At 67.3% G+C, this 24,871-nt stretch carries 12 protein-coding genes; 1 reads left to right on the top strand and 11 read right to left on the bottom strand.

The annotated features are described in order from the left end of the window. Nucleotides 1-39: 39 nt before the first annotated feature. The 7 genes from E6C64_RS09185 to E6C64_RS09155 form a co-directional block, all read right to left on the bottom strand. The gene (locus E6C64_RS09185) at nt 40-2,316 is read right to left on the bottom strand and encodes a hypothetical protein (RefSeq protein ID WP_136427213.1); all 2,277 of its coding nucleotides are present in this window, start codon (nt 2,314-2,316) and stop codon (nt 40-42) included. Between the two features lie 181 nt (nt 2,317-2,497). Next, nucleotides 2,498-3,439, bottom strand: a complete 942-nt coding sequence (locus E6C64_RS09180; RefSeq protein WP_136427212.1) for a glycosyltransferase family 2 protein — start codon at nt 3,437-3,439, stop codon at nt 2,498-2,500. A 142-nt stretch (nt 3,440-3,581) separates the two neighbouring features. Then, nucleotides 3,582-6,827 carry a LamG-like jellyroll fold domain-containing protein gene (locus E6C64_RS09175; protein ID WP_136427211.1) on the bottom strand — a complete coding sequence of 1,082 codons (3,246 nt, stop codon included), beginning with the start codon at nt 6,825-6,827 and terminating at the stop codon, nt 3,582-3,584. A 251-nt stretch (nt 6,828-7,078) separates the two neighbouring features. Beyond that, nucleotides 7,079-11,518, bottom strand: a complete 4,440-nt coding sequence (locus E6C64_RS09170; RefSeq protein ID WP_136427210.1) for a beta strand repeat-containing protein — start codon at nt 11,516-11,518, stop codon at nt 7,079-7,081. A 239-nt stretch (nt 11,519-11,757) separates the two neighbouring features. After that, nucleotides 11,758-16,131, bottom strand: a complete 4,374-nt coding sequence (locus E6C64_RS09165; RefSeq protein WP_136427209.1) for a PKD domain-containing protein — start codon at nt 16,129-16,131, stop codon at nt 11,758-11,760. Nucleotides 16,132-16,346: 215 nt separating this feature from the next. Next, a complete protein-coding gene (locus E6C64_RS09160; RefSeq protein WP_136427208.1) occupies nt 16,347-17,030 on the bottom strand; it encodes a hypothetical protein in 684 nt (227 codons plus the stop codon). Between the two features lie 119 nt (nt 17,031-17,149). Beyond that, the gene (locus E6C64_RS09155) at nt 17,150-18,622 is read right to left on the bottom strand and encodes a right-handed parallel beta-helix repeat-containing protein (RefSeq protein WP_136427207.1); all 1,473 of its coding nucleotides are present in this window, start codon (nt 18,620-18,622) and stop codon (nt 17,150-17,152) included. A gap of 360 nt (nt 18,623-18,982) precedes the next feature. Between E6C64_RS09155 and E6C64_RS09150 the strand changes: the two genes are divergently transcribed. Continuing rightward, nucleotides 18,983-19,924, top strand: a complete 942-nt coding sequence (locus E6C64_RS09150) for a right-handed parallel beta-helix repeat-containing protein (RefSeq protein WP_136427206.1) — start codon at nt 18,983-18,985, stop codon at nt 19,922-19,924. A 97-nt stretch (nt 19,925-20,021) separates the two neighbouring features. On the opposite strand, the gene E6C64_RS09145 is transcribed toward E6C64_RS09150, so the two are convergent. The 4 genes from E6C64_RS09145 to E6C64_RS09135 all read right to left on the bottom strand — a co-directional run bounded on the left by E6C64_RS09145 (nt 20,022) and on the right by E6C64_RS09135 (nt 24,694). Then, the gene (locus E6C64_RS09145) at nt 20,022-20,831 is read right to left on the bottom strand and encodes a hypothetical protein (protein ID WP_136427149.1); all 810 of its coding nucleotides are present in this window, start codon (nt 20,829-20,831) and stop codon (nt 20,022-20,024) included. Nucleotides 20,832-21,237: 406 nt separating this feature from the next. After that, nucleotides 21,238-22,917 (bottom strand): right-handed parallel beta-helix repeat-containing protein, encoded by a 1,680-nt coding sequence (locus E6C64_RS09140; protein WP_136427148.1) that lies wholly within the window; start codon nt 22,915-22,917, stop codon nt 21,238-21,240. 407 nt (nt 22,918-23,324) lie between these two features. After that, nucleotides 23,325-23,492 (bottom strand): hypothetical protein, encoded by a 168-nt coding sequence (locus E6C64_RS19085; RefSeq protein WP_158437806.1) that lies wholly within the window; start codon nt 23,490-23,492, stop codon nt 23,325-23,327. Beyond that, nucleotides 23,492-24,694 (bottom strand): DUF1972 domain-containing protein, encoded by a 1,203-nt coding sequence (locus E6C64_RS09135; RefSeq protein WP_136427205.1) that lies wholly within the window; start codon nt 24,692-24,694, stop codon nt 23,492-23,494. Before E6C64_RS09135 ends, E6C64_RS19085 begins: the two co-directional genes overlap by 1 nt. Nucleotides 24,695-24,871: the final 177 nt, after the last annotated feature.

Raw genomic sequence — 24,871 nt, 5'->3', positions numbered from 1 at the left:
TCGACGGGGTGACGGGGCCGCTCCATGCCGAGCCCCGGGTCAGGGGGTGCTGAGGGCGAAGTCGTCGAAGGAGATGACGATCGGTCCGTTCGTAGTGCTGCTGCCGAGGTAGCCGCCGAGCCCGGTGTGTCCAGCATTCTGCAGCGCCGCCGTCGCATCGGTGGTCGTCACCGTCCAGCTCGAGGGCTCACTCGTACCGGCCCGCCAGATCTTCGCGCGGATGGTGGTGGGGGCGGTCCCCGTCACCTGCAGGCGGATCTGGTACTGGGTGTTCGCGCTCACGGAGAGCCCTGCGACGATCTGCGAGGCGATGGTGCTGCCGCTGCGCTGGAGCTGCAGATTCACCGATCCGTCGCTGCCGACGACAGCCCGGGCACGGTAGTCATCCGTGCCGATCCGGCGGCCGATGACGGAGGCGTAGGCGCTGCTGCCCTGCGGCACCGCGCTGAAGCTGACCTGCGCGCTGACGTTCGCGTTGCTGCTCGTCACGCCGGTCAGATAGGCCTCGGCCGTCTTGCTGGCGGGAAGGGTCAGCTTGCCCTGATCGGCGACCGAGTAGTAGCCCGTCGTTCCCGAGCTCGACGTCCATGCGCCGCCGCTGGTGGCGTTGCCCCAGCTCCCCGTGGCGCTCCGATTGAATGTGTCGGTCGCGCTGGAACCGGTGGGGGTGGTGCCTCCGCCGCCTCCGCCCCCGGTTGCGCCGGCGACGGTGATCGAGACGGTGTCACCGGTGACGCTGTTGCCGAATGGATCGGTCGCGCGCAGTCGGTAGATGTGAGAACCGGAGCTGAGTCCCGTGTCCGTGAAGGACAGGGCCGGTCGGCGCCACCAGTTCCGGGAAGCGCCGGTCGTCGACGAGACGGTGGCGCCATCGCGGATGACCTCGTAGGTGAGGAACTCGTTGTCTCGGTCGTAATTGGATGTCCATGCGACGCGCACCTGGCCGGCGGTCGGCGACGTGAGCGTCGGCACGAAGTCGGATCCGCTGACGCGGGGACCGTCGTCGTTGGGTGCGATCGACGCAGGCGCGAAGCGCACCAGTCCCTGCTGATTGGTGCTGTTCACTCGCGTGAACTCGCCGGCGTAGACCACGTAGGTGTCAGTCGCCGTGATGTTCCACGGTCCCTGGTTCTGGCCCGTGGCGGTCCCCGTGTTGAAGGCTGGCCACCAGTTCAGCATCGTGGGCGCTGCGACGCCGCTCCAGGTTCCCGTATTCGGGGAGCTGCCAGTGGCCTTGGACCAGGCCATCGCTCGCTGATAGACGCGCGGGTTCTGATCGGACCAGCCGCCGTTGGTGTCGCAGTCGTGCGGATGTCCGGCGATGTAGGCGACCGTCGAGTTGACTGCCACGGAGTAGCTGTCGCCGTTGCAGCTCTCGATCCAGGTGAGGCTTCCGGTGGACCATTCGGCCCGGAAGGCGCCTTCGAGTGTCTTGCCGCCGAACGGGTAGATGTAGGCCGTTCCGTAGACGCTCGTGCTGTCGGAGGTCAGGCTGTAGATGGCCTGGTTGTCACCCGCCTGACGGATCGTGCTGTTGACCGACCAGCTCATCGTTGCGCCGGTGGACGCGTTGATGGCGCCCATGCCGTAGCCCGGGTTGTTCGACCCGTTGATCGAGGTGAAGTGTCCGCCGATGACGACCTTCGAGGCGTCGGGAGATACGACGAGGGCCAGAACGGATCCGCCCTGGACATTGGCGTTCAGTCCAGTCACCGCGCCGCTGGATGCGGAGACACCGGCGACCCGAGCCCGGCTCGACCCTGCTACCGAGGTGAACGATCCACCGATGAAGACGGTGGAGTTGGTCGCCTTGATCGCGCTGACTTTCGCATTGACCGACGGCGCCCAGCTCTTCAGCGAGCCGTTCGAGGTGCTGAAGGCCGCGACGCGATTGCGTGTCGAGCCGTTGACCTGGGTGAATGACCCGGCGATGTAGAGCGTGGATCCGTCGGGGGACACCGCCACCGACAGGACGGCTCCGTTGACGTTGGGAGCGAAGCTGGTCATGACGCCGGTGCTCAGACTGAAGGCCATCAGGTTGTAGCGGCGCGACTGGTTGGAGCCGAGCGCAGCGCCGGCCGGCCGGGCGTAGTCGAAGTCCCCACCGGCGTAGACAGTGCTGCCAGCGATGGCCGTCGACCAGACCACGCCGTCAACCTGTGCGGTGGGCAGCGGGTCGCTCGACACGGTCGCGGGGACGCCGGAGGCGGGGGACGTGTCGGCCTGAGCGGGCAGGGCGACGGCGAGACCGGCGGCTACCAGGCAAGCGGTCAGCAGGGCGATCGCGCGCAGGCGGGTGCGGGCGGAGAGGGGCATGGGTGAGCCTTCGAGAATCGAGTGCGCCCCGTAGGGGGGTAGGACGCTGGCTGGATTCTATGTTCCAATTCGGCGGGCGGCTCATACCCCGTTCGGGGGCCGAATGCGGAAGGCCTGATCGCGTGCCGATTCGATCGCCGAGTGCCTCGGCAGGCGATGGCGAGAGGCCCGATACGACGGCTCAGGACCGCTTGTACTCCGCGTACACGGTTCCGAGCGCGCCCGCCAGCAGACCGCGTCCACGCGCGAGTGTGCGTCGCCCGCGGGCTTGCCACTGCGCGCGCCGCGAAGCGTAGCCCGCCGCGGCGAGCAGGGCGCCGGCAGCAGCTCGCAGGAGTCCACGTGAGCCGAGGTCCACCCGCACCCGCAGCCGACCCATGCGGGTGGGGTGCATCGCGAGCGATGTCGCGATCCAGGAGTTGCCGCTGCGGTACGCGCGCTGGAGCACCCAGGTCCGCGTCGAGCGCGAGGTCGGCACGACGTCCGTCACGATCGCCTCGTCGCACCAGGTCATCTGCTCGCCTGCCGCGCGCAGCTGCCGTGAGAACAGGGTGTCCGAACCGCCCGTGATGCCGAACCTCACGTCGAAGCGGAGCCCGAGCCGGTTGATCACGCGAAGATCGAGCAGCAGATTATTGGTGGCGGCGATGTCGATTGGGGTGCCGGTTGGGAGCCGTCGCCGATCGAAGAACCGACCGGCTGTGATCCACGGCTCGGGGGCGCTCTCGAATGACGAGATGACCGGCCCCACGATGCCGGCGGTGCCGTACCGGCGATAGGCGTCGAGGAGCAGTGCCAGCCAGTCGTCGACGGGACGTTCGTCGTCGTCGATGAAGATCAGCAGGTCCGCGTCGCCGGCCGAATCGAGGGCGACGTTGCGGGCCGCCGCGATTCCCGGCTCGGCGGCATGCTGGTAGAGCACCGCGCGCCCGAAGCCGGCGATCTGCGTTCGGGCTCCGGCGTCCGGGTCGTTGTCCACGATGAGGACGCGCACCTCGTCGGCGCTCGCCTCGGCCTGACGGACCAGCTGCGGGAGGAGCTCGTCGAGGTCGTGCGGACGCTTGTAGGTCAGTGCGGCCACGACCACGGTCAGTGGGTGGCTGCTGTCGGGCGCTTGAGTCATGATTCCCGGGGGTCGGTGGCTCACGCGACGAAGGCGGCGTGCCGACGTCAGGCCGCGATACCTGTCCGTCGAGTCTACGAATGCGACGACGGTCGGCCCACTCCCCGTTGTGGGGAGCGGGCCGACCGCTGCGCGCCAGTGCCTACTGGACCGTCGTCGCCAGGTAGTCGTCGAAGGACACGGTGACCGGAAGCGTCGTGACGGCGCTGCCGACGTAGCTGCCCAGTCCGAGGTATCCCGTCCCCTGAAGGGCGGCAGTCGCGTCGGTGGTGGTGAGCTGCCAGGCAGCCGGCTCGGTGCTTCCCACCTTCCAGACCTTCGCGCGCAGGGTGGTCGGGGATGTGCCCGTCGCCTGCACCCGCACCTGGAGCCGGTCGCCCACGGCGTACGAGAGTCCGGAGACCGCGACGCTGGTGAGCGTGCTGCCGCTCGCCTGGAGCTGCAGGCTCACCGCTCCACCCGCAGCGACGACGGCTCGTGCACGGTAGTCGACTGTGCCGACCCGGCGGGCGATCACCGACGCGAATGCGCTCCCGCCGACGGGGACCGCGCTGAACGCCACCGTGCTCGTCACGTCGACGGACGAGCTGGTGGCTCCGGTCAGGTAGGACTCGTAGGTCTTGCCGGCTGCCGCAGTGCTCAGGCGGCCGCTCGCCCCGTCCACCGAGTAGACGGTGGAGGTGGAGCTGCTGTTCGTCCATGCGCCGCCGATGACCGCAGCTCCGAGCCCGCCGGAGACGGTTCGGGTGAAGTCATCGTTCGCCACCGTTCCCGTCGCGGGGGGTGTCGTCGTGGTGCTCACGGAGATCGAGCGCGTCGACGTTCCTGTGGCGCCCTTGTCGTCCTTCGCCGTGAGGATCACGGTGTAGGCACCGGCCGAGGCGTAGGTGTGTGACGCCGTCGCTCCCGTCGCCGTGGATCCGTCGCCGAACGACCAGGCGTACGAGGCGATCGTCCCGTCGGCGTCCCTGGACGCCGAACCGTCGACCGACAGCGCGAGGCCGGTCGCTGAGGAGGTGAAGGATGCGGTCGGAGCGGCGTTCGATGTCGTGCCGGTTCCCGTCTTCCCCGCGGTGTAGTGGCTGGAGACCTGTGCAGCGGTCAGCGCCGAGCTGTACACGGCCACGTCGTCGACAGTGCCGTTGAAGTAACTCGATCCCGCCGAGGCGGTGTCGCCGCCGATGCGCCAGTAGCCGGGGTAGGTCCACCATGCGGCGGTCGCGTCGGTGCGGCTCGCGACCTGCACGCCGTCGACGTAGAGCTTGATGCCCGCGCTTCCGACGGTGGCGACTGCATGGTGCCACGCGCCGTTGTTGTAGCCGCTGGCAGACGAGCTCACCGACACGGTCGCGGTTCCGGATCGCACGCCGAAGCTCAGTCGGCCCGACGAGTCGATGGTGATGTCTCGGTCGTAGTTGTTGGTCGAGCTTCCCGACGCGACGTTTCCGAAGCCGACGATCTTGCCGCGGGTGGAGGCAGTCGTCTTGAACCAGGCCTCGACCGACACGGTGTTCGGCGGGAGCACCGCTGTCTGAGTGGAGACGTAGCTGCTCGAGCTGCCGGAGAACCGAGCAGCAGTGTCGGTGTCATTGGCGAGAGCGCCTGCCTGCGAGCGGGTGACCGTCGAGGTGGCGACGGCGTTGTTCGTGCCGGCGAGGTCGGCGACGGTGGTCGTCGACTCTCCGAGCCGCCAGTACGACGTGGGGGAGTCGTTGAGGATCGTCGTCGCGTAGCTGCTCAGCGATCCGGACGCAGCAGCGGTGACCGAGACGCTGTTGCCGGTCGCGACGTTGCCGAAGGGGTCGGTCACGCGCACCTTGTAGGTGTGGGTGCTGCCTGCGGTGAGGCCGGTGTCCGTGAACGTGAGGTTGGGGCGCAGATACCAGTTCTTCGAGCTGGCGGTGGTCGTGTAGATCGGGGTGGTCGTGTTGCCGTCGCGAAGCAGCTCGTAGGTGAGCAGCTCGTTGTCACGGTCGTAGTTGGCGCGCCAGTTGACCTTGACGGTCCCGGAAGCGTAGGAGACGGCCGTCGGCAGGTAGCTCGACCCGCTGAGGCGGGGTCCGTCGTCGTTCGGCGCGATCGACTTCACGGCGAAGCGGACGAGGCCCTGCTGGGCCCCGTTGTTCACCTTGGTGAACTCGCCGCCGTAGACCACGTACTGCTCGTTCGCCGCTACGCTCCACGGCCCTTGGCCCTGGCCCGAGACGGTGCCCGTGTTGAAGTCGGGCCACCAGTTGAGGGCTGTGGGTGCGGCAACGCCCGCCCACTTCGTCCCTGTGCTGACGGCGCCGGCGCCGACCTTGGCATATGCCATTCCGCGCTGGTAGCTCCAGTCGGGGCTGGTCTGCGGGAAGCCGCCTTCGGTGGAGCAGTCGTGATGGTGCCCTGCGACGTAGGCGATGCTCGAGGTCAGAGCGAGGGAGTAGGTGTCGCCGAGGCAGCTGTCGGCCCAGGTCAGGGCTCCTGTCGACCATTCGGCGCGGAAGGCGCCCTCGAGGTTGCCCCCGGTGCCGAAGGTGTAGCCGGTCCCGTACACCGCGGTGTCGTCGGAGGTCAGGCTGTAGATGGCGCTGTTGGCACCCGCATTGCGGACCTTGGTGTTCACAGCCCAGGCCAGAGAGGATCCGGTCGTCGCAGTGACCTCGCCCATGCCGTATCCGGGGTTGCCCGAGCTGTTGAGTGTCGTGAACGATCCGGCGAGGACGACCTTCGTGGCGTCGGGCGAGACCGCGATGCCTCGCACCCGTCCACCCTCGGCGACAGGGGCGAAGGTGGTGACCGCGCCGGTCGTCGCCGACACCGAGGCGGCACGCGTGCGGCTGGTCCCGCCGACGGCAGTGAAGTTGCCGCCGACGTAGACGGTGCTGTTGGTCGCCTTCACGACGTCGACCGCGCTGTTGAAGGAGGGCGCCCACGACGTGACCAGGGCACCGGTCGCCACGGTGAAGGCCGCGACCCGGTTGCGCGTGACGCCGTTGACAGTGGTGAAGGTTCCGCCGACGTAGAGGCGGGTGCCGTCAGGGCTCGCGGACAGCGAGTTCACCTGGCCGTTCAGGGTGGGCGCGAAGCTCGCGATCAGCACGCCGGTGCTGAGGTTGTAGGCGAGGAGATTCGAGCGGGCGATGTTGCCCACGCCCACCGCGTTGCCGGCCGGCCGTGCGTTGGCGAACTGACCTCCGACGTAGACCGTGTTGCCCACGATGACCTGCGACCAGACGATGCCGTCGATCTGCACGGTCGGGAGCGGGTCGGTCGACACCGTCTCGGGAGTGCCGGATACCGGCGATGTGTCCGCCTGGGCGGGCATGGCCGTCAGCAGGCCCGCTGTCGTGAGCAGCACGGCGGAGACGGCGACGGCGCGCAGGCGCGTGGTCAGGGCAAGGGGCATGGGGGGAGCCTCGGAAGATCGGGTGGGAGCCGCGGTGGGGTGGGCGCAGCGCTGACCTGGGTGAAGGGTCGAGTCGAATTGTAGGCAGATCATCGCGCCGTGGCCTATGCCCCCAGTAGGGGGGAGACCGAAGGGTCCGCTCCAGTTGTGGAGCAGATCTCATCGACGCGGGGTGGTGAGCGGCCCGGATGCGAGAAAGGGCCGACACCCCGCCGAGTTCGACGGAGTGCCGGCCCTGCCTGCTGTATGGACTACTGGACGGTGGTCACCGTGAAATTGTCGAAGCTCACTGCCTGCGGCAACGTAGTGATGCCGCTGCCGACGTAGCTGCCCAGACCGGTGTAGCCGGCGACCTGCAGGGCCGCCGTCGTGTCGGTCGTGGTCGCCTGCCAGGCGGTGGGCTCCGTCGTGCCGACTTTCCACACCTTGGCGCGCAGGGTCGTGGTCCCGGTGCCCACGACCTGCAGACGCACGGTGAGCTGGTCGCCGGCGTTGTAGGTCAGGCCGCTGATCGCGGAGCTGACGATCGAGGTGCCCGAGCGCTGCAGCTGCAGCGTGACCGCTCCACCGGAGGCGACGACCGCACGTGCGCGGTAGTCGGCCGTTCCGACGCGACGGCCGATGACCGAGGCGAAGACGCTGCCTCCGGCGTTGGCCGGATCGAGCGCGATGGTCGACTGCACGTCGACGCTCGTGCTGGTGACTCCCTGCAGGTAGACCTCGAGCGTCTTGCTCGCCGTGAGCGAGTTGAGGCGTCCGACGCTGCCGTCGGTCGAGTAGCTCGCGCTGGTCGAGCTGCTGTTGGTCCATGCGCCACCCAGCGTCGCGGTGCCCCAGTTCGCGCTGGTGCTGCGAGCGAAGTCGTCCGATGCGATGACGCCGGCCGCCGGGGGCGTGGTGCCCGCGGTGACGGTCACGTTCACCGTTCTCGTGTTGGTGAGACCGCCGTTGTCGGTGACCGTCAGCGCCACCGGGTAGGTGCCCGCAGTCGCGTAGGTGTGACTCGTGGTGGCGCCGGTCGCCGTGGCGCTGTCACCGAAGTTCCAGGCGGAGGACGAGATGGTGCCGTCGGAGTCGGTCGACGTGGAGGTGAAGTTCACCGCGAGGTCGCTCGCCGAGCTGGTGAAGGAGGCGACGGGCGCCACGTTTCCGGCCGGCGGGGTGACGACTGTGCTGGACGCGGTCGCGGAGACGTTGTCGAAGCTGATCACCGTGCTGGTGGGCTGGGCGCTCGAGCTGTAGTAGCCGTAGAGCCCGACGTAGCCGTTCGACTGCAGATTCGCGGTCGAGTCGGTCGTCGTGACCTGCCAGGCGGTGGGCTCGGTCGCGCCGACCTTCCAGACCTTGGCCCGCAGAGTCGTCGGACTGATGCCGACGGCCTGGACGCGGATGCGCAGCTGGTCACCGGTCGCGACAGACAGTCCGGAGACCGAGACCGTCGAGAGGGTGGTGTCCGTCCGGAGCACCTGCAGGGTCACGGTTCCGGCCGCTGCGACAACGGCACGTGCCCGGTAGTCGGCCGTTCCGACGCGCCGTGCGATCACTCCGGCGTACACGCTTCCCGAAGTGGGGCGGGTGACGCTGGCTGTGGCCTGCATGTCGGTGTCGGTCGACGAGACGCCGGCCAGGTACGCGAGGCGGGTCGAACCGGCGGGGACCGTGATCCGGGCCGTGGATCCGTTGACCGCGTAGTTGGTCGCCGAGCTTCCGAGGGTCCATGCGCCACCGACCTCGGCGGTGCCGAGCCCACCGGTCACGGTGCGACCGAAGGTGTCGGTCGCGTAGGTGGTGCCGCCGGTGGGAGCAGCCGTCACGGTCACGTTGCTCGTGGTCGTGCCGGTGGAACCCGCGTTGTCGGTCACGGTGAGGGTGACCGGATAGGTGCCCGCCGCTGCGTACGTGTGGCTCGCGTTCGCCGTGCTCGCCGTTCCGCCGTCACCGAAGGTGTAGGCGTACTGGGCGATCGTGCCGTCCGAGTCCGTCGACGTCGAGGTGACCGAGGTGGTCAGGTCCGACACCGAGGAGGTGAACGATGCGACGGGTGCCGCGTTGGTGGGCGTCGTGGAGACGACCACCTGGGCGGTCTTCACCGCCGTCGCTCCCGCGTTGTCCGTCACGGTCAGGGTCACGGCGTACGAGCCGGCGGCCGCGTAGGTGTGGTTCGGGCTGACACCGGTGCCGCTGGTGCTGTCGCCGAAGGTCCACGCGTACGAGCTGATCGTTCCGTCCGTGTCCGTCGAGGTGCTCGCGTTGAATGCGACGGCCAGACCGCTGGCGGTGCTGGTGAAGTTCGCGGTCGGCGCGACATTGCCGCCACCGGTCACCGAGCGGCCGGACAGCGTGTAGTGCTGTGCGACCTGGGTGGCGGTGAGGGCGGTCGGGTACAGGGCGAACTCATCGATCGTCGCCGCGAGGTACGTCGGCGTGAAGGTTGCCGGCGTTCCAGGAGCTCCTGCCGCGCGCACTCCGTCGCCGCCGACCTTCCAGAACCCGCCGTTGGTCCCGGCGTTCACGACGGTGGTGTTCTGCGCAACCACATTCCCGTCGACGTAGAGGGTCGCCCCCGCTCCGCCGACCGTGGCGACCACATGGTGCCACGCGTTGTTGTTGAACGTCCCTGTCGTCGTCAAGGTGACTCCGGTGGTGCCGAAGCCGGGGCTGCTGGCCGCGAAGAGCACGTGGCCCGCCGCGTCGAGCGAAACCTGTCGGGTGCCGGACGCTGTAGCGGTGTTGGACGAGCTGGCGTCGTACAGGATGCCTCCGGTCGTGCTGCTGGTTCGGAACCATGCCTCCGTGGAGTAGGCCGCGGTGCCCGCCGTGGAGGTCGTTGCGGCGACGTAGCCCGTGTCGGTGCCTGAGAAGCGGGCTGCCGTCGTGGTGTCGCCGCCGATCGCGCCGGCCTGTCCGAGGGTCACGCCCGCCGCTGCGGTGCCGTTGTTGGCGCCCGCCCAGTCGGTGATCGCCGTTCCGCTCGAGTCGCCGAGGCGGTAGTAGAGGCTTGCGCCGTCGTTCTTGACCGCGGTCGCGTAGCTGCTGACCGAGCCGGCCGCGGAGGCGTTGATCGTCACGCTGTTGCCGATGACGGTGTTGCCCTTGGGGTCGGTGACCCGCACACGATAGCTGTGCGAGCTGCCTGCTACGAGGCCCGTGTCGGTGAAGGAGAGGATCGGCCGGTCGAAGTTGGCGCGTGATGCCGCGGTTACCGTGTAGATCGGAGTGGTGGTCGAACCGTCCCGGTAGAACTGGTAGGTCAGGTTCTTGTTGTCGCGGTCCCAGTTCGTCTGGATCTTGATGTCGACCGATCCTGAGGCCGTTCCCGGTGTCAGGCTCGGCACGTAGCTCGAGCCGCTGAGGCGCGGGCCATCGGTGTTCGGTGCGATCGCCGGTGTGGCGAAGCGAACGATGCCCTGCTGGACGACATTGTTCACGCGGGTGAACTCACCGGCGTAGACGACGTAGTTGTCGTTGGCGGCGATCGACCACGGGCCCTGACTGGAACCTGACACGGTGCCGGTGTTGAAGTCGGGCCACCAGTCGAGGATCGTCGAGGTGGGCTGGCCCGGGAAGGCTCCGCCGACGGTCACTGCGCCGGTGGCGTTCTTGTTCCAGGCCATGCCACGGTGGTACTGACGGGGGTTGGTGTCAGGGAAGCCGCTCGGCACGCTGGAGCAGTCGTGCGGGTGGCCGGCCAGGTACATGGTCGTGGAGTTGACGGCGACGTCGTAGCTGTCGCCTGAGCAGCTCTCGAGCCACAGCAGGTTGCCGTTGTTCCACTCGGCGTGGAACGCACCCTCGAGGGTCTGTCCGCTCACGGGGAAGAAGTAGGCGGTGCCGTAGACACCTGTGCTGTCGGACTTCAGGCTGTAGATGGCGCCGTTGGCTCCACCTTGACGGATGAGGGAGTTGACGTTCCAAGCCACGCTGGCGCCGGTCGTGGTATTCACGGCGCCCATCCCGAGGCCGGGGTTGTTCGACCCGTTGAGCGTGGTGAAGTGGCCGCCGATGACGAGCTTGCCGCCGTCAGGTGAAAGTGCGAGGGCGAGGACCTGCGCGTCGGCAGACGCGTTGAATGCGGTCAGCGCTCCGCTGGAGGCGGAGACTGCTGCGACTCGCGTGCGCGTCGTTCCGCCGACCGCAGTGAAGCTTCCACCGACGAAGACGGTGCTGTTGGTAGCGGTGACGGCCTGCACGGTGGCGTTGAACGATGGGGCGAAGGCGGTGACCAGGCTGCCCGTTGCGGTGTCGAAGGCGGCGACGCGGTTGCGCGTCACCCCGTTCACCGTCGTGAATGCACCGCCGATGTAGAGGCGAGATCCGTCGGGCGACGCTGCGACCGAGTTCACCGTGCCGTTGACGGTCGGGTTGAAGCTCGTGATGAGCGCGCCCGTCTGAAGATTGAAGGCGAGGAGGTTGGACCGCGCGATGTTGCCCACGCCGGCGGCGTTGCCTGCGGGTCGAGCGTTCGCGAAGCTGCCTCCTGCGTAGACGGTGTTGCCGACGATGACCGTCGACCAGATGATTCCGTCGATCTGCACGGTGGGCAGCACGTCGGAGCTGACTGTGGGGATCACACCTGCGTCAGGGGCGGTGTCGGCCTGTGCGGGAGGAGCTCCGAAGAGCACTCCTGCGGTGACTAGTACGGCGGTGGTCGCCGCCAGGGCGCGCAGGCGCGCAGAGAAGGAGAGTGGCATCGGGGGAAGGCCTCTGAGTCGGGTATGACGGCGCGTTCGGGTAACACGCCGTAGGGGCAGTGTAAACAGGGAGTTTGCTCTGCACATACCCCCCTAAGGGGGTGAATTCCGGGTGAACACCAGATGGATGGTGTAGTGCGCACGGCCGATTGCAGGTCCATAGCGTGATCGGAAGCACCAAGAAGGCCGGGCTGATCTGTCGATCATCCCGGCCTTCTCGGCCGATCCGAAGTGGATGGCTACTGCACAGCGGTGACTAGATATTCGTCGAATGCGATCGAGAGGGGCAGCGATGTGAGTCCGCTCCCGACGTACATTCCGAGGCCTGTGTGTCCTGCCGCCTGCAGGAGGGCCGTGCTGTCGGTAGCGCTGGCCGACCATTCGATCGGCTCCGTGCCGCCGGACTTCCAGACCTTGGCCCGTATGGTGGTGGGGTTGGTGCCGGTGACCTGGAGACGCACCTGGAGCTTGTCGCCCGCCATGTACGTGAGGCCGGAGACCGCGACGGTGGTGAGCGTCGTCCCGCTGCGCTGCAGCTGGATCGACACCGCGCCGCCCGCGGCGACCACCACTCGGGCCCGGTAGTCGTCGGTTCCGATCCGCCGGCCGATGACGGAGGCGAACACGCTGGCGCCGGTGTTCGGCTGGCTGAGTGAGACCGTCGTGGAGACGTCGGCTGAGGTGGTGGTGACGCCGGTCAGGTAGGCCTCCGCGGTCTTGGCGGCTGCGGTGGTCGTGAGTCGCCCCGTCGAGCCGTCGACGGAGTAGTAGGACGCCGTGCCGCTGCTGCTCGTCCATGCCCCTCCGAGAGTCGAGGTGCCCCAGCTTCCAGTTACCGTGCGGGTGAACGCATCGCTCGCGAGACTGGTGGGGGCGGCGACGGTCGACACGGAGATGCTGCCCGTCTCCACGCCGGTCGCACCCGAGTTGTCGGTCACGGTGAGGCTCACGGTGTATGTGCCGGCCGCCGCATAGGTGTGGGTCGTGGTGGCTCCAGTCGCCGTGGTGCCGTCGCCGAAGCTCCATGCGAAGGAGGTGACCGATCCGTCGGAATCGGCGGAGCCCGAGCCGTCGAACGAGGCGAGGAGCGCCGAGGACGACGAGGTGAGGACGGCGGTGGGTGCCACGTTGACGATGGGCACGACAGGCGACGACGAGGTCGAGCCGGACCACAGGCTGTCGAATGCGACGACCGCGCCTGAGTTGGCGCTGGCGCTGACATAGCTGTAGACACCGATGGATCCGGCTGACTGCAGCGCAGCGGTAGAGTCCGTGACGGTGACCTGCCAGTCGGCGGGCTCCGCGGTTCCGACCTTCCAGACCTTGGCGCGGATGGTGGTGGGTGCGGTGCCGAACGCCTGCACGCGGAACTGCAGCTGGTCGCCCGAGGCGTAGCTGAGACCAGCGATGTTCGCGGTTGCGAGCGTGGTGGCCGTGCGCAGCAACTGAAGCTGAACCGTTCCGGTGGCTGCGACAACGGCGCGGGCACGGTAGTCCTCGGCCGCGACCCGGCGTGCGATCAGTCCGGCGTAGACGCTGCCGGCGCTCGGCAGTGCGAACGACGCGGTGCCGCGCACCTCGGTGTCGGCGGCAGAGACGCCGGCGAGGTAGCCATAGCGGGTGCTGCCAGCGGGGGTCGTCACCGATGCCGCGCTGCTTCCGACGGCGAAGCTGGCCGCGCCGCCCGAGGTGGTCCAGGCGCCACCGGTCTCGGCCGAACCGAGCCCACTGGTCACCGTGCGATCGAAGGAATCTGTGGCGTAGGCCGCGGCGGCCGACGTCACTGAGATGCTCTTCGAGGCCGAATTGGTGGCGCCCTTGTCGTCGGTGACCGTGAGCGTCACCGTGTAGGTGCCTGCCGCGGCGTAGGTGTGGTTCGCAGACGCGTTCGTGCCGACGCCTCCGTCGCCGAAGCTCCAGGCGTAGCTCGCGACGCTTCCGTCCACGTCGGTGGAAGCGGTGCCGTTGGCGACCAGGCTGAGGTTCGTGGCCGAGGTGGTGAACGCGGCGACCGGAGCGAGATTCGGCGCGACGACGGACACTATCTTCGAGCTCGCACCGGTGGCGCCCTTGCTATCGGTCACCGTCAGGGTGACGGAGTAGTTGCCGGGGGCGGCGTAGGTGTGGCTGGCGGTGGCCCCAGTCGAAGAGGTCCCGTCGCCGAAGGCCCAGGCGTAGCTCGCGATGGTGCCGTCTGTGTCCGTGGATCCGCTGCCGTCCACCGTGATGGACATGCCCGTCGTGGTCGAAGTGAACGACGACGTCGGCGCGATGTTGAGAGCGGCGGCGTTCTTGGCCACCTGGTAGTGCTGCGCGATAGTCGCTGCGGCGAGCGCGGTCGGATAGATCGAGACATCGTCGATGGAACCGGCGAGGAACGCTGCGCCAGCCCAAGCCGTGTCGCCGCCGATGCGCCAGTAGCCGTTGTAGGCCTCTGCCGAAGTGGCGTCGATGCGCGATCCGACCTGCACGCCGTCGACCGACAGGGTCATGCCGGTCGAGCTGAGCGTGGCGACGACCTGGTGCCACTGGCCGTTGTTGTAGGACGTCGGGCTGGTGACGACCTTCTGGGCGCCGGGGTAGACGCCGAAGTTGACCTTTCCGTCTGCGGTCAGGTAGATGTGGCGGTCATAGCTGCCCGATGTGCCGGTCTTCGAATTGCCGAACCCGACGATCTTTCCGCCCGTCGTGCTCGTCGACTTGAACCAGGCCTCGATGGTGAACGTGTTGGGTCCTGCAACAGCCGTCTGGGTGGAGGCGAGGCCGGTGCTCGTACCCGAGAAGGTCGAGGCGGTGTCCGCATCTCCGGCGATGGCGCCCGTGGTGCCGGCGGTCACGCCGGCCGACGCGACTGCGGGGGAGTTGCCGGCGAGGTCAGCGACGGTGGTGCTGCCGGCGGTCTGGTCGAGGCGCCAGAACGAGCTGGCTCCGTCGTTGAGGACGGTGGCGGCGTAGGCGCTCAGTGATGCTCCGGCACCGGAGACGGTGACGGTGACCGCGTCGCCGAGGGCGGTGTTGCCGTAGGGGTCGGTGGCCTTGAGCCGGTAGGTGTGGGTGCTGCCGGGGGTGAGTCCGGTGTCGAGGTAGCCCATGGTCGGCCGGTCCCACCAGATGCGGCTTGCCGCAGTGGTCGTGTAGATCGGCGAGGCGGTGACGCCGTCGCGGATCACGGAGTAGGTGAGGTACTGGTTGTCGCGGTCGTAGTTGGCGAGCCAGCTGAGCTTGACGGCGCCCGAGGCGATGGAGGTCGCGGTGGCCACGAAAGAGCTTCCGCTGAGGCGAGGGCCATCGAGGTCGGGTGCGATGCTCCTGACGGCGAACCGGACGAGGCCCTGCTGCGCGGTCTCGTTGACCCTTGTGAACTCGCCGCCGTACACGGCGTACTGGTCGTTCGCCGCCGTGCTCCAGGGACCCTGGTTGGCGCCGCTGACTGTGCCCGTGTTGAAGTCGGGCCACCAGTTGAGGAGGTTGGGCACGTTCTGGGCCGCCCAGGTGCCGGTGTTCTTGTTGGAGGATGCGTCCTTCGACCACGCCATGCCGCGCTGCCAGGTCCAGTCGGGCGTGGTCTGTGGGAAGCCGCCGGCGGTCGAGCAGTTATGCGGGTGGCCAGCGAGGTACATGGTCGTCGAGTTGATGGACACCGAGTAGCTGTCTCCAAGGCAGCTCTCGACCCACACGACGGACCCGGTGGCCCAATCGGCCCGGAACGACCCCTCGAGGTTCCCGCCGGTGCCGAAGGTGTATCCACTGCCGTACACACCTGTCGTGTCCGAGGTGAGACTGTAGATCGCGGCGTTCGCGCCGCCGTTGCGCACGGTGCCGGCCGCAGCCCAGGGCAGGAAGGTCAAGCCGGTCGCGGCGTCGACGGCGGCCATGCCGTACCCGGGGTTGCCGGAGCCGTTGACGGTGGTGAACTGTCCGGCTACGACGACCTTGGTCTCATCCGGGGAGACGGCGATCCCGCGCACGGTGCCCCCCGCGACGACCGGGGCGAAGGGGAGGAGAGCGCCGGTGCCCGCGGTGACGGCCGCGGCGCGGCTGCGGCTGATGCCGGCGGCGGTGGTGAAGTTGCCGCCGAGGTACACGACGGATGAAGTGGCCTTGATCGCATAGACGCTGGCGTTCATGGAGGGCGCGAACGCGCCGATCAGGGTACCGGTCGAGACGTTGAACGCGGCGATGCGGTTGCGCTTGACCCCGTTGACGGTGGTGTAGTTGCCGCCCACGTAGAGGGTGCTGCCATCGGGGGACGCGGCGAGGGAGTAGACGTTGCCGTTGAGGACCGGGTTGAAGCTCGTGATGAGCGCACCCGTCGTCAGGTTGTAGGCGAGCAGGCTCGTCCGCGGAGTCTCGTTGACGCCGGAAGCGGCGCCTGCCGGGCGCGCGCTGGTGAAGCTTCCGCCCGCATAGACCGTGTTGCCGATGATGACCTGCGACCAGACGATTCCGTCGATCTGCACGGTGGGCAGTGGATCGGTCGAGACTGTCTCGGCCGTGCCGGACAGTGGGACCGTATCCGCGAAGGCGGGTAGGGCGCTGAGGCTGCCGAGGGCTACGAGGGCCGTGGCGGCGAGTGCGAGAGCACGGGTGCGCGCAGAGAAGAGCGTGGGCATGGGTAGGCCTTTGATTCGGGTGGGCGTCGGGTGAGTAGGGCGCTCGCCGACAGATCAAAGGTAGGAGGTCCGCCATATGGGGGACATTCCCCAGAGTGGGTGCGACCAGGAGGGGTCACATCTCTGTTAGAAGGACAGTGCTGCACCGTCGGAGGAAAGCCGAAACGCGCTGGAGCTCCATGCAGGAGCCCCAGCGCGCGGTACCGCCGATCCCTCTAGCGGGGCGCGGCGCCCGAGAACACGACGACGGGAGTGTCGACGGAGTAGAAGAGGGAGATGCGCACGATGTCGCGCTGGTCTTCCGGCACGGTGAAGATGAAGGTGCCCGCGGCCGTCTGGCCGGCGGCGACCTCCGACGGGAATCCCGGGGCATCGCTGTCGTTCAGCTCGGAGGCGGGAGTGCGGTCAGTGCCGTAGTCGACGTTGACCACCACATCGCGCAGTGAGACTGCCGACGACGTGTTGTTGATGATGTTCACGGTGAACTTGATCGCAGGGCCGGCGATCTCGCCCGGCTCGTCGCCGACGCCCTGGACCGCGCTGATGGAAGCGAGAGAGGTGCTGATTCCCTGAGCCACGGTGGGGGTGTCCGTGATCGGGACCTCCACCTCCTCGCCGGGCTCGCCCTCGATCGGAGTTCCCGAGGTCGGCTGCGGTGTCGCAGGCGTGGTGGGCGTGGCCGATGCGCTTGGGGTCGAGGTCGGAGTAGCCGAAGTGGACGGCGAAGCGCTTGTGGACGGAGAGTCCGTGGGAGTGACGGTGCCCGCGTTCTTCGGGGAGAAGACGGCCACGAGGATGATCACCACGACGAGTACCACGGCGGCGATCGCAGCAGGGACGATCCAGCGCCGCCGAGCTGGCTGGTCGGGCGCGGTCTCGGGCGTCGGTTCGGTGCTCACGTCTCGGGTCCTTGCTGGGGTTGGTCAGTCTCCGGAGCGCAACTCTAACCTCCTGGAATTTCCGTGGGCACTCCCCTTTACAGGGGGACGCTTCTGGAAGTTGACCGATGAGGACACTCTCATCCGCGGAGGACGCTCACTACCGAGCCGTCGGTGAAGGTGTTGCGGCTGAGATCGATGACGGTGCTCGGCGGGCCGACGACACCACAGCGAGACACGGTCATATTGAGGCCGAACCTGTTGTCGGTGATCGTCAGGCCGACGATCGCGCCTCTGCCCTTCTCCGAGATGTTGATGGAGCAGCCGCCGTTGTCGATGTCGTTGCCGGCGATGGTGACGTTGGACACGGGACCCTGATCCTGGGTGATCTGCACTGCGGCGTTATGGGCGTCGCGCATCCGGTTGCCCGTGATGAGGATGTTGTCGCCGGTCTGGATCTGGATGTTGTCGTCGTGAGAGCCGTCGGCGTGGGTGGGGTCGTCGGCGTAGTGCAGGTTGCCGTGCAAGTAGGAGTCGGCGATCACCACATCGCCGCCAGTGACGTGGACGTTATCCACCACCCCATGGATGTCCACCCGGGTCAGCTCGAAGTTGTAGCCCATGATGCCGTTCACCGTGTAGTTGCCGACGGTGGCCACGATCTCGCTGTCGATGATCCGGAGTCCGGGTTGGCCGGCTAACGCATTTACGAGCCCGTAGCGGCTTCCCTCGTCTCGACCGCGGACGATGGAGTCGATGATCGTCACGTCGGGCGCCTCCACGATGACGCGTCCGTGGATGTCCAGCTTGTCCAGAACGGTTCCAGCCTGAGTCACCCTGATGTCGCCGTCGACTCGGGTGAGGGCGGTTCCTGAAGGCACTCCGACGGAGCGCGGTACGGGGCGCCCCTCCACCGCGAGCTGATGGAGCGCATCGCGGGCGAGTGCCGCGGACACCGCCGACACCGCCGGATCTCCCGGTGCAGAACTCGGGGAATGCGTGACCGCGTGCGCCTCAAGAGCTGCCTGCACCTGACCCTCGTCCGCTTCGCCTGCTGCCGTCACGCGGATCGAGGCTATCCGGCACCCGGTCGAGTCGAGCCGGGCGCACGGAGCCTCTGTGATGGCGCCGCCATCCATCGGCGGCCCATCGGGCGACGGGCCGCCGAGTTCGACGAGCACGGATCGTGCGTTCGATGGCACGAGTGGCAGGGAGAAGGAGACCGCTTGCCCACTCGCCAAGGGATAGCGCAGATGAAGACTGGGGTCGGCCGGAGTGAACGCGGCCGACTCTCGGCTCGGGTCCGCCGAGTCGAAGAAGCCCAATATGCGGAGGGCAGTCGCCCCGATCGCACCTTCGTTGCTGACGGTCAGCCGCCCGCGGTCGGGTTCCATCCCCACCAGGGCGAACGTGGAGTCGGACGCGGGGGAGCCGTCGGCAGCCACCGGGGTGGCGACGCACTCGCTGACACCGCACAGGGTGATGGTTCCGGGTTCGCCTGGGCTGACGTTCCCGAGTATCACACCAGTGATGGTCGCCACCAGGACTGCCGCAGCCAGACCGCCGATGAGTGGGCGCCATCGGGAGCGGCGCGCAGGCGCCGTGGTGATCATGAGTGCCTTGGGTAGGGGCGGGCTGGGCGGCAAAGGTACCACTCGCGTGCGGGAAGCAAGGGTTTGCCCAGATGAAGCTGTGGATTCGTCCCTCTAAAGAGGGAGTGCTCATCGCTTCTCGGCGCGCGTAAAGTGACCGTGCGGCGCCGACACGCCGTGCATCAGCGCTGTGGGATACCCGTTCCGCGGCCGGTCGACCCCGACCACCGTCTTGTCGCGACCGTGCAGTCGTCGTGCGCGACCACCCGAAAGCCAGTGATGACCAGCAACCCCAGCAATGTCGCACACCCTCGTTCGACCTCGTGGCGCGAGCCTCGCTCGGCTCGTCGCCGTCGCTCACGCCGGCTGCTTCGAGGCTGGTTGACCTTCGGTGCGCTCGCCGTCGTCGTCGCGGTAGTCGTGGGGATCATCGGCGTCATCGCCGCGAACCACACCGCGACCGGCGGGCCCGGTGGCGACGGCATCGGCGCGGCCGCTGCGCCTGCGCCCAGCTCGACGGTCGAGTCGACTCCCGCCCCGGAGGACACGATGCTCGAGAATCCGAACGGCGCAGGTGTGCCATCCGGGATATACCTCAAGCCGGTGTACCACGACCTCAAGATCACGAAGGCCGGCACGGTCGTCGAGGGGCTCGACCTGCACGGGCGGATCATCGTCAAGGCGGAGAACGTGACCATCCGCAACTCGATCATCCGCGGCGCCGACAGCGGCAGCAAGCACGGCATGATCGATGCTCGTGACGGCTTCGCCAACCTCGTCGTGGAGAACGTGGAGATCGTGCCCACCGTCTCGTCGCTCTACGTCAACGGCATCATGGGCTACAACTTCACCCTGCGAGGCTCGAACGTCCACGAGGTGATCGACCAGGTCGACATCACCGGACCGAACGTGCTCATCGAGGGCAACTGGTTCCACGACAACCTGCATTACCTCGTCGACCCGACCCACGAGAACGGCCCGAGCCACGACGACAACATCGAGGTGTTCGTCGTCGAGAACCTGGTCGTCAAGGACAACTACATGAGCGGGCAGGACAACGCCAACCTGCAGCTCAGCCAGCTGCGGGGCATCATCAAGAACGTCTCCTTCACGGGCAATCACGTGAGCGGCGGCTGGTGCAGCCTGAACTTCTCGGAGAAGGACCTCGGCCCGATCCAGGGCATCTCGGTCATGGACAACGTCTTCACGGGGAACACCACGATCCCCAACTGCCAGGTCATCGTGCCCAATACGACCACCGTCGCGATCTCGGGCAACACCTACCCCGACGGCTCGTCGGCGAACTTCGTCAAGCGCGGCTAGCCGCGCTCGCGACACGCGGAATGCCCCGCCGACCGACGTCGGCGGGGCATTCCGCGTGTGGGGGGGGGGGGGCTGCACGAATCGGGCAGCAGCCGGATCAGCCCTTGAGGACCGAGACGAGGAACCCGTCGAGGAAGGTGTTGCCGGAGAGGCTGATCTTGGTGGTGGTCGGAGCGACGATCGCGCAGTGCTTGATCGTGGTGTCGGCGGCGAAGGTGTTGCTCTTCACCGAGAAGCCGAGGATGGCGCCCTTGCCCTTTTCGGACACGTTGATCGAGCAGTCGCCGCCGCTGATCCTGTTGCCCGAGACCGTCAGATTCGAGACCTTGGCGCGGTCCTGGGTGACCATGAGTGCCGCGTTGTCAGCGTCGGCGAAGGTGTTTCCGCTGAGCGCGATGTTGCTTCCGCCGGTGATCTCGATGTTGTCGTTGTGCGACCCGTCTGAGTGATCGGCGTCGTAGCTGTACCAGAGGCTGCCGTGCAGCCACGAGTCCGTGATGGACACGTTGCTCCCGGTGATGCTCACCTGGTCCACCGTGTTGTGGATCTCCACGCGCTGGAGTGAGAAGTTCGACCCCATGATGCCGTTGACCGTCCAGTTCGGCTTCGTCGCGACGATCTCGGTATCGATCACTTTGAGGCCGGAGTAGTTGCCCATGTTGTCGACGAGTCCGTACTTGCCTCCGGCATCGGTGCCCCGCACGATGGAATTCTTGATGGTCACGTTGGCTGCCTTGATGATCACCCGGCCGTGGATGTCCTTGCCGCTGATCACCGTGCCGGCGGTCGTGACCCTGATGTCGCCGTAGACGGTCGTGAGGCTGGTTCCGGAAGGGACGCCGGTAGTGCTCGCGCTGGCAGCTGCATGAGCGGGCTGACCCGGGACGACCGCGAATGCCAGAGCCAAGATGGCCGCAGCGGCTGCGAGGAGATTCCAGCGACGAGGAGGGCGAATGGATGTTGCAGACAGGTGTGTAGGGGTGGCCACGATGTCTCTCGTTTCGGGTGGTCGAGGGGCTGGTCAAGAAGGACCCTAGGAGACGTTTCGTTGCGTGAGTATGAATCTGGAGTTGAAGGTTCTGGGATCACATTGCCTCGAGCCTTGAGAGACCTGAACTTCGTAACAAGCCTGTGACCAGCGGATTCTTCCCGGAGCGGATTTGATACCACCGAGCATCGGAAATTGATAGGAACGGATTTCCTGGCGCGGCCGCCAGGGCTCACCTGCCTGCGTAGATCGGATGCCTCGGGAAGCAGAAGAGGAGGCGGGCGTCCCGATGGACACCCGCCTCCTCTGTGGAGCAGAGAGGTGATCAGCCCTTCTTCACCACGACAGAGCCGCCGTTCGAGAAGAGGTTGCTGATCAGGTTGACGATGGTGCTGGTCGGACCGACGACACCGCAGCCCCTGATGTTGCCGTTGACCCCGAAGGTGTTGTTCGAGATCGTGATGCCGCTGATCGGCCCCTTGTCCTTCTCGGAGATGTTGATCTGGCAGTCGCCGTTGTCCATGAAGTTCTTCGTGATCGTCAGGTTCGACACCTTGCCGCGGTCCTGCGTCACCTGGATGGCGGCATTGTTCGTGCCGGTCATGGTGTTGCCGGTGACGAGGATGTTGTCGCCGCTGACGATCTCGATGTTGTCCTGGTGAGAGCCGTCGGTGTGGTCGGGGTCATCGGCATAGAAGATCGAGTCGTGCAGCCATGAGTCGGCCACGACCACGTTGCTTCCTGCGACGCTGACCTGATCGACTGTGCCGTGGATGTTGACTCCATGCAGCTCGAAGTTCCAGCCCATGATGCCGTTGTTGGTCCAGTTCGGATTGGTGGGCACGATCTCGGTGTCGAGGACCTTCAGGCCGGAGTAGCCCTTCATGTTGTCGACGAGACCGTACTTGCCTCCAGAGTCGGTGCCGCGGACGATCGAATTCTTGATCGTCACATTGTTGGCACGGATGATCACTCGGCCGTGGATGTCGAGTGAGTCGATCACGGCGCCTGCCTGGGTCACCGTCTGGTCGCCGTAGACGACGGTCAGCTTGGTGCCGGCGGGCACTCCGAACTGGCCCGCAGGGTTCGAGCTGCCGGAGCCGGAACCTGATCCCGTAGATGGAGCCGGGGCTGGAGTCGTCGGAGGGGTCGGCGCGGATGGGGTGCTGGGAGTCGAGGGTGTCGGGGCAGCCGTTTCGGCCGGAGCAGGGGCCGGCTCCGGGGAAGCCGTCGCCGTCGCGGTGGGAACTGGCGTCGCCGTTGCTGTCGGACTCGGCGTCGCCGTCGGGCCGGTCGAACCGCCGAGGCCCAGGCCGTCGGTGACGTCGTCGATGATGTCGTCGACGACATCGTTCTCCCCGGGAACCACCGACGGGGTCGGCGTGCCAGGTGTGGCGGTTGCGACGGCCCGATGATGCAGAGCGTCGCGCACCTGCTCGCCCGTCACGGTGCCCGCCGAGGTGATGCCCACCATCGCGCACTTCGACTTGGCCTTCTCGGTGCTCATCGTCGCGGTGTCGCGGCCTCCGAGCTTCACCAGTACGGTCTTGGCGTCGCTCGGCACGCTGGGCAGGCGGACCGTGCGCTTCTCGTCGCTGCCGAGCTGATACTGCAGGTTGAGCGACTCGTCGGCAGCCGAGTAGCTGGCGCCCTCGGCTGCAGGGTTCGAGCTGTCGAAGTAGCCCAGGATGCTGACGATCGTGGTGCCGACCGCATTGTGGTTGACCAGTGAGACCTCGGTGGCTGCCGGATCGAGGGCGACGACTGCCACCGTCGGGTCTGCCGACGGCTCTCCCGATGCGCTCACCGAGGTGCTGGCGCAGTCGTCGGCGCCGCAGAGGGCGACGTACTGAGGATCCGCGATGACCATCGTGGCGACACTGAGGCCACCGACGAGAGCCAACGCCGAACCGAGTCCGACGAGCGCCTTGGCTCGGCCGCTGAGGCCGAATCGAGAGTATCCGGACCTGATCCGCTGGGAGGGTGCTCTGTGCTGAGAACGCATAGTCGCCTTGTGTTTTCGCCCACGTCGAAAGACCACAGCGCAGGGCCGTGGAGAGACGTCGAGGGCGTACGGAAGCGACCTCGGGAGGCGGGGTGTTCGGGACCCCGGCCGCTGAACAGGTGAAACAGTAACACCCCCCATGAGGGGGGTACGGGAGGGGCGGCTGAAGGATTTCGGCGTGTCCGCCGCTTGGGGGACAGGAGAGATAGCGAGACGGATGTGTCCCGATCCCCGTCAGCTCGGGGGTGTCACGGTGTTGAGAGGTTGAAACGATCCGCAGAGACATGTCCCCCAAAGTTCGAGATAAATTCTCGATCTCGGGCGTGTCGAGTGCGGTGCGTCGTTCGGCGTTTCGCTCAATGGCCGTCAGGGCGAGATGAGCGGTGTCTGCGCCGAGCGGAAAGGCCCTAGAGGTACGGTGCCACGGCGATGAAGAGGCCGATCGTGGCGCCGAGCGCCGCGATCGTCCAGATTGCTTGTCTCAGCCATGGAGCGGGCTTCGCCCGCAGGGTGCTCGTCGGCGGCCGGAGCGCCACGATGGGGCGTGGCGTCCGCGCCGAGGCGAGCGGTGTCATCAGCGGGTTGACGCCGAGGACTTCGCGGGGAGCAGGGCGTCGGCGGTGGTCTGCCAGCCCTTCTTGCGGCGGCGTCCCTTGGCGATGCCGTGAATGGAGTCGCCCGCGGCGAGCTTGATCGCGAGTGCCTCGTAGCCGAGGGTCACATCGTCCCAGTTGTAGTTCTTGATCGCGCGGTCCTGCATGGCCTGGCCGATGGCGAGGTAGCGCCAGGTGTCGGCCTCGATCTCGTGCAGGTGCGGGGCGAGCTGCGTGGCTTCGGAGAAGAACATGCCTTCGGGGCCGGCGACCTCGCGGTTGAAGTTGACGTCGAAGGCGATGACGGCGGTGCCGGCGCCCATCGCGCGCAGCAGGGACGGGTTGGTGCCGCCCACGGAGTGGCCGTGGATGTAGGTGCGCGCGTGTGCGTAGAGCTGGTTGAGCTCGTCCTGGTCCCACACTCCGCCGAGCATCTTGATGCGCGGGTCGGCGGCGGCCATCTTCGCGATGCGGTCGGTGTACTCCTCGGCGTATGGGGCGGAGCCCACGACGACGAGCGGGTACTGGGCCTTGCTAGCGGTGTAGCCCTCGACGATGACGTCGACGTGGTTCTCCGGCTCGAAGCGCGCGACGGCGACGTGGAACTTTCCGGCCTCGAGTCCGTGCTTGGCCAGCTTGTCCGTGGCGACGTCGGTGAGGCGGTTGGCGCCGTAGGTCAGCAGCTCGGTCGGCACGCCGAACTCCGCCTCGTAGTAGTCAGCGATGCCCTGGGCATCGGAGATGAGGGCGTCGCCGGTGCGCACGGCGAACTCTTCGGCCATGCGGTAGTAGCGCTTGCCCCACTTGCCCCACTTGCCGCGCTTCCACTCGAGGCCGTCGACGTGCACGGCGACGGGGGTGCGGCGGGCCTTGATCATCGGCACGAACGGAGCATTGGCGGCGTTGAAGACGAACGCGGCATCGTGACCCTTGGTGCCCATCATGTGCAGGGCCGAGAGGGCGGTGTGGCTAAGTGTCTCGAGGGTCTTCTTCTTCATCGCGGGGAGGTAGACGAGCTTCATGCCGAGATGCGTGGCCGGCTTCTCACCGTTCTTGCCCACGCGGCAGTAGACGGTGACCTCATGGCCACGAGCGACCAGGCGCTGGCCGATCTCCTCGATCGCGGTCTCGAATCCGCCGTATGCGGCGGGCACCCCGCGCGTCCCGACCATCGCGATGCGCATCGGCTTCTGGGGGAGTGCCTCGAGCCGGGGCGCTTCGTTGGCGAGCGCCGCGTTCTGGAGCAGCCCTTCGAATGTGTCGTCGTCGGGGATGGAGGATGCGTTGGTCATGATGTCCTGCGTTCGGGTGACAGGTGGGCGGGTGGAAGTTCGTTCGGCTCCGGTGTGGGTGCACCGGCT

Origin of the sequence: Naasia lichenicola (genome assembly GCF_004801885.1) — a bacterium.
GTDB classification, from domain to species: Bacteria; Actinomycetota; Actinomycetes; order Actinomycetales; family Microbacteriaceae; genus Naasia; species Naasia lichenicola.
The sequence above is the reverse complement of the archived record's forward strand: the minus strand, read 5'-3'. Positions and strand labels throughout refer to the sequence as shown.

Bases quoted from the DNA above. Each gene is read 5' to 3' on its own strand.
- E6C64_RS09185 (WP_136427213.1), bottom strand. From the start codon at position 2,316: ATGCCCCTCTCCGCCCGCACCCGCCTGCGCGCGATCGCCCTGCTGACC.
- E6C64_RS09180 (WP_136427212.1), bottom strand. From the start codon at position 3,439: ATGACTCAAGCGCCCGACAGCAGCCACCCACTGACCGTGGTCGTGGCC.
- E6C64_RS09175 (WP_136427211.1), bottom strand. From the start codon at position 6,827: ATGCCCCTTGCCCTGACCACGCGCCTGCGCGCCGTCGCCGTCTCCGCC.
- E6C64_RS09170 (WP_136427210.1), bottom strand. From the start codon at position 11,518: ATGCCACTCTCCTTCTCTGCGCGCCTGCGCGCCCTGGCGGCGACCACC.
- E6C64_RS09165 (WP_136427209.1), bottom strand. From the start codon at position 16,131: ATGCCCACGCTCTTCTCTGCGCGCACCCGTGCTCTCGCACTCGCCGCC.
- E6C64_RS09155 (WP_136427207.1), bottom strand. From the start codon at position 18,622: ATGATCACCACGGCGCCTGCGCGCCGCTCCCGATGGCGCCCACTCATC.
- E6C64_RS09140 (WP_136427148.1), bottom strand. From the start codon at position 22,917: ATGCGTTCTCAGCACAGAGCACCCTCCCAGCGGATCAGGTCCGGATAC.
- E6C64_RS19085 (WP_158437806.1), bottom strand. From the start codon at position 23,492: ATGACACCGCTCGCCTCGGCGCGGACGCCACGCCCCATCGTGGCGCTC.
- E6C64_RS09135 (WP_136427205.1), bottom strand. From the start codon at position 24,694: ATGCGCATCGCGATGGTCGGGACGCGCGGGGTGCCCGCCGCATACGGC.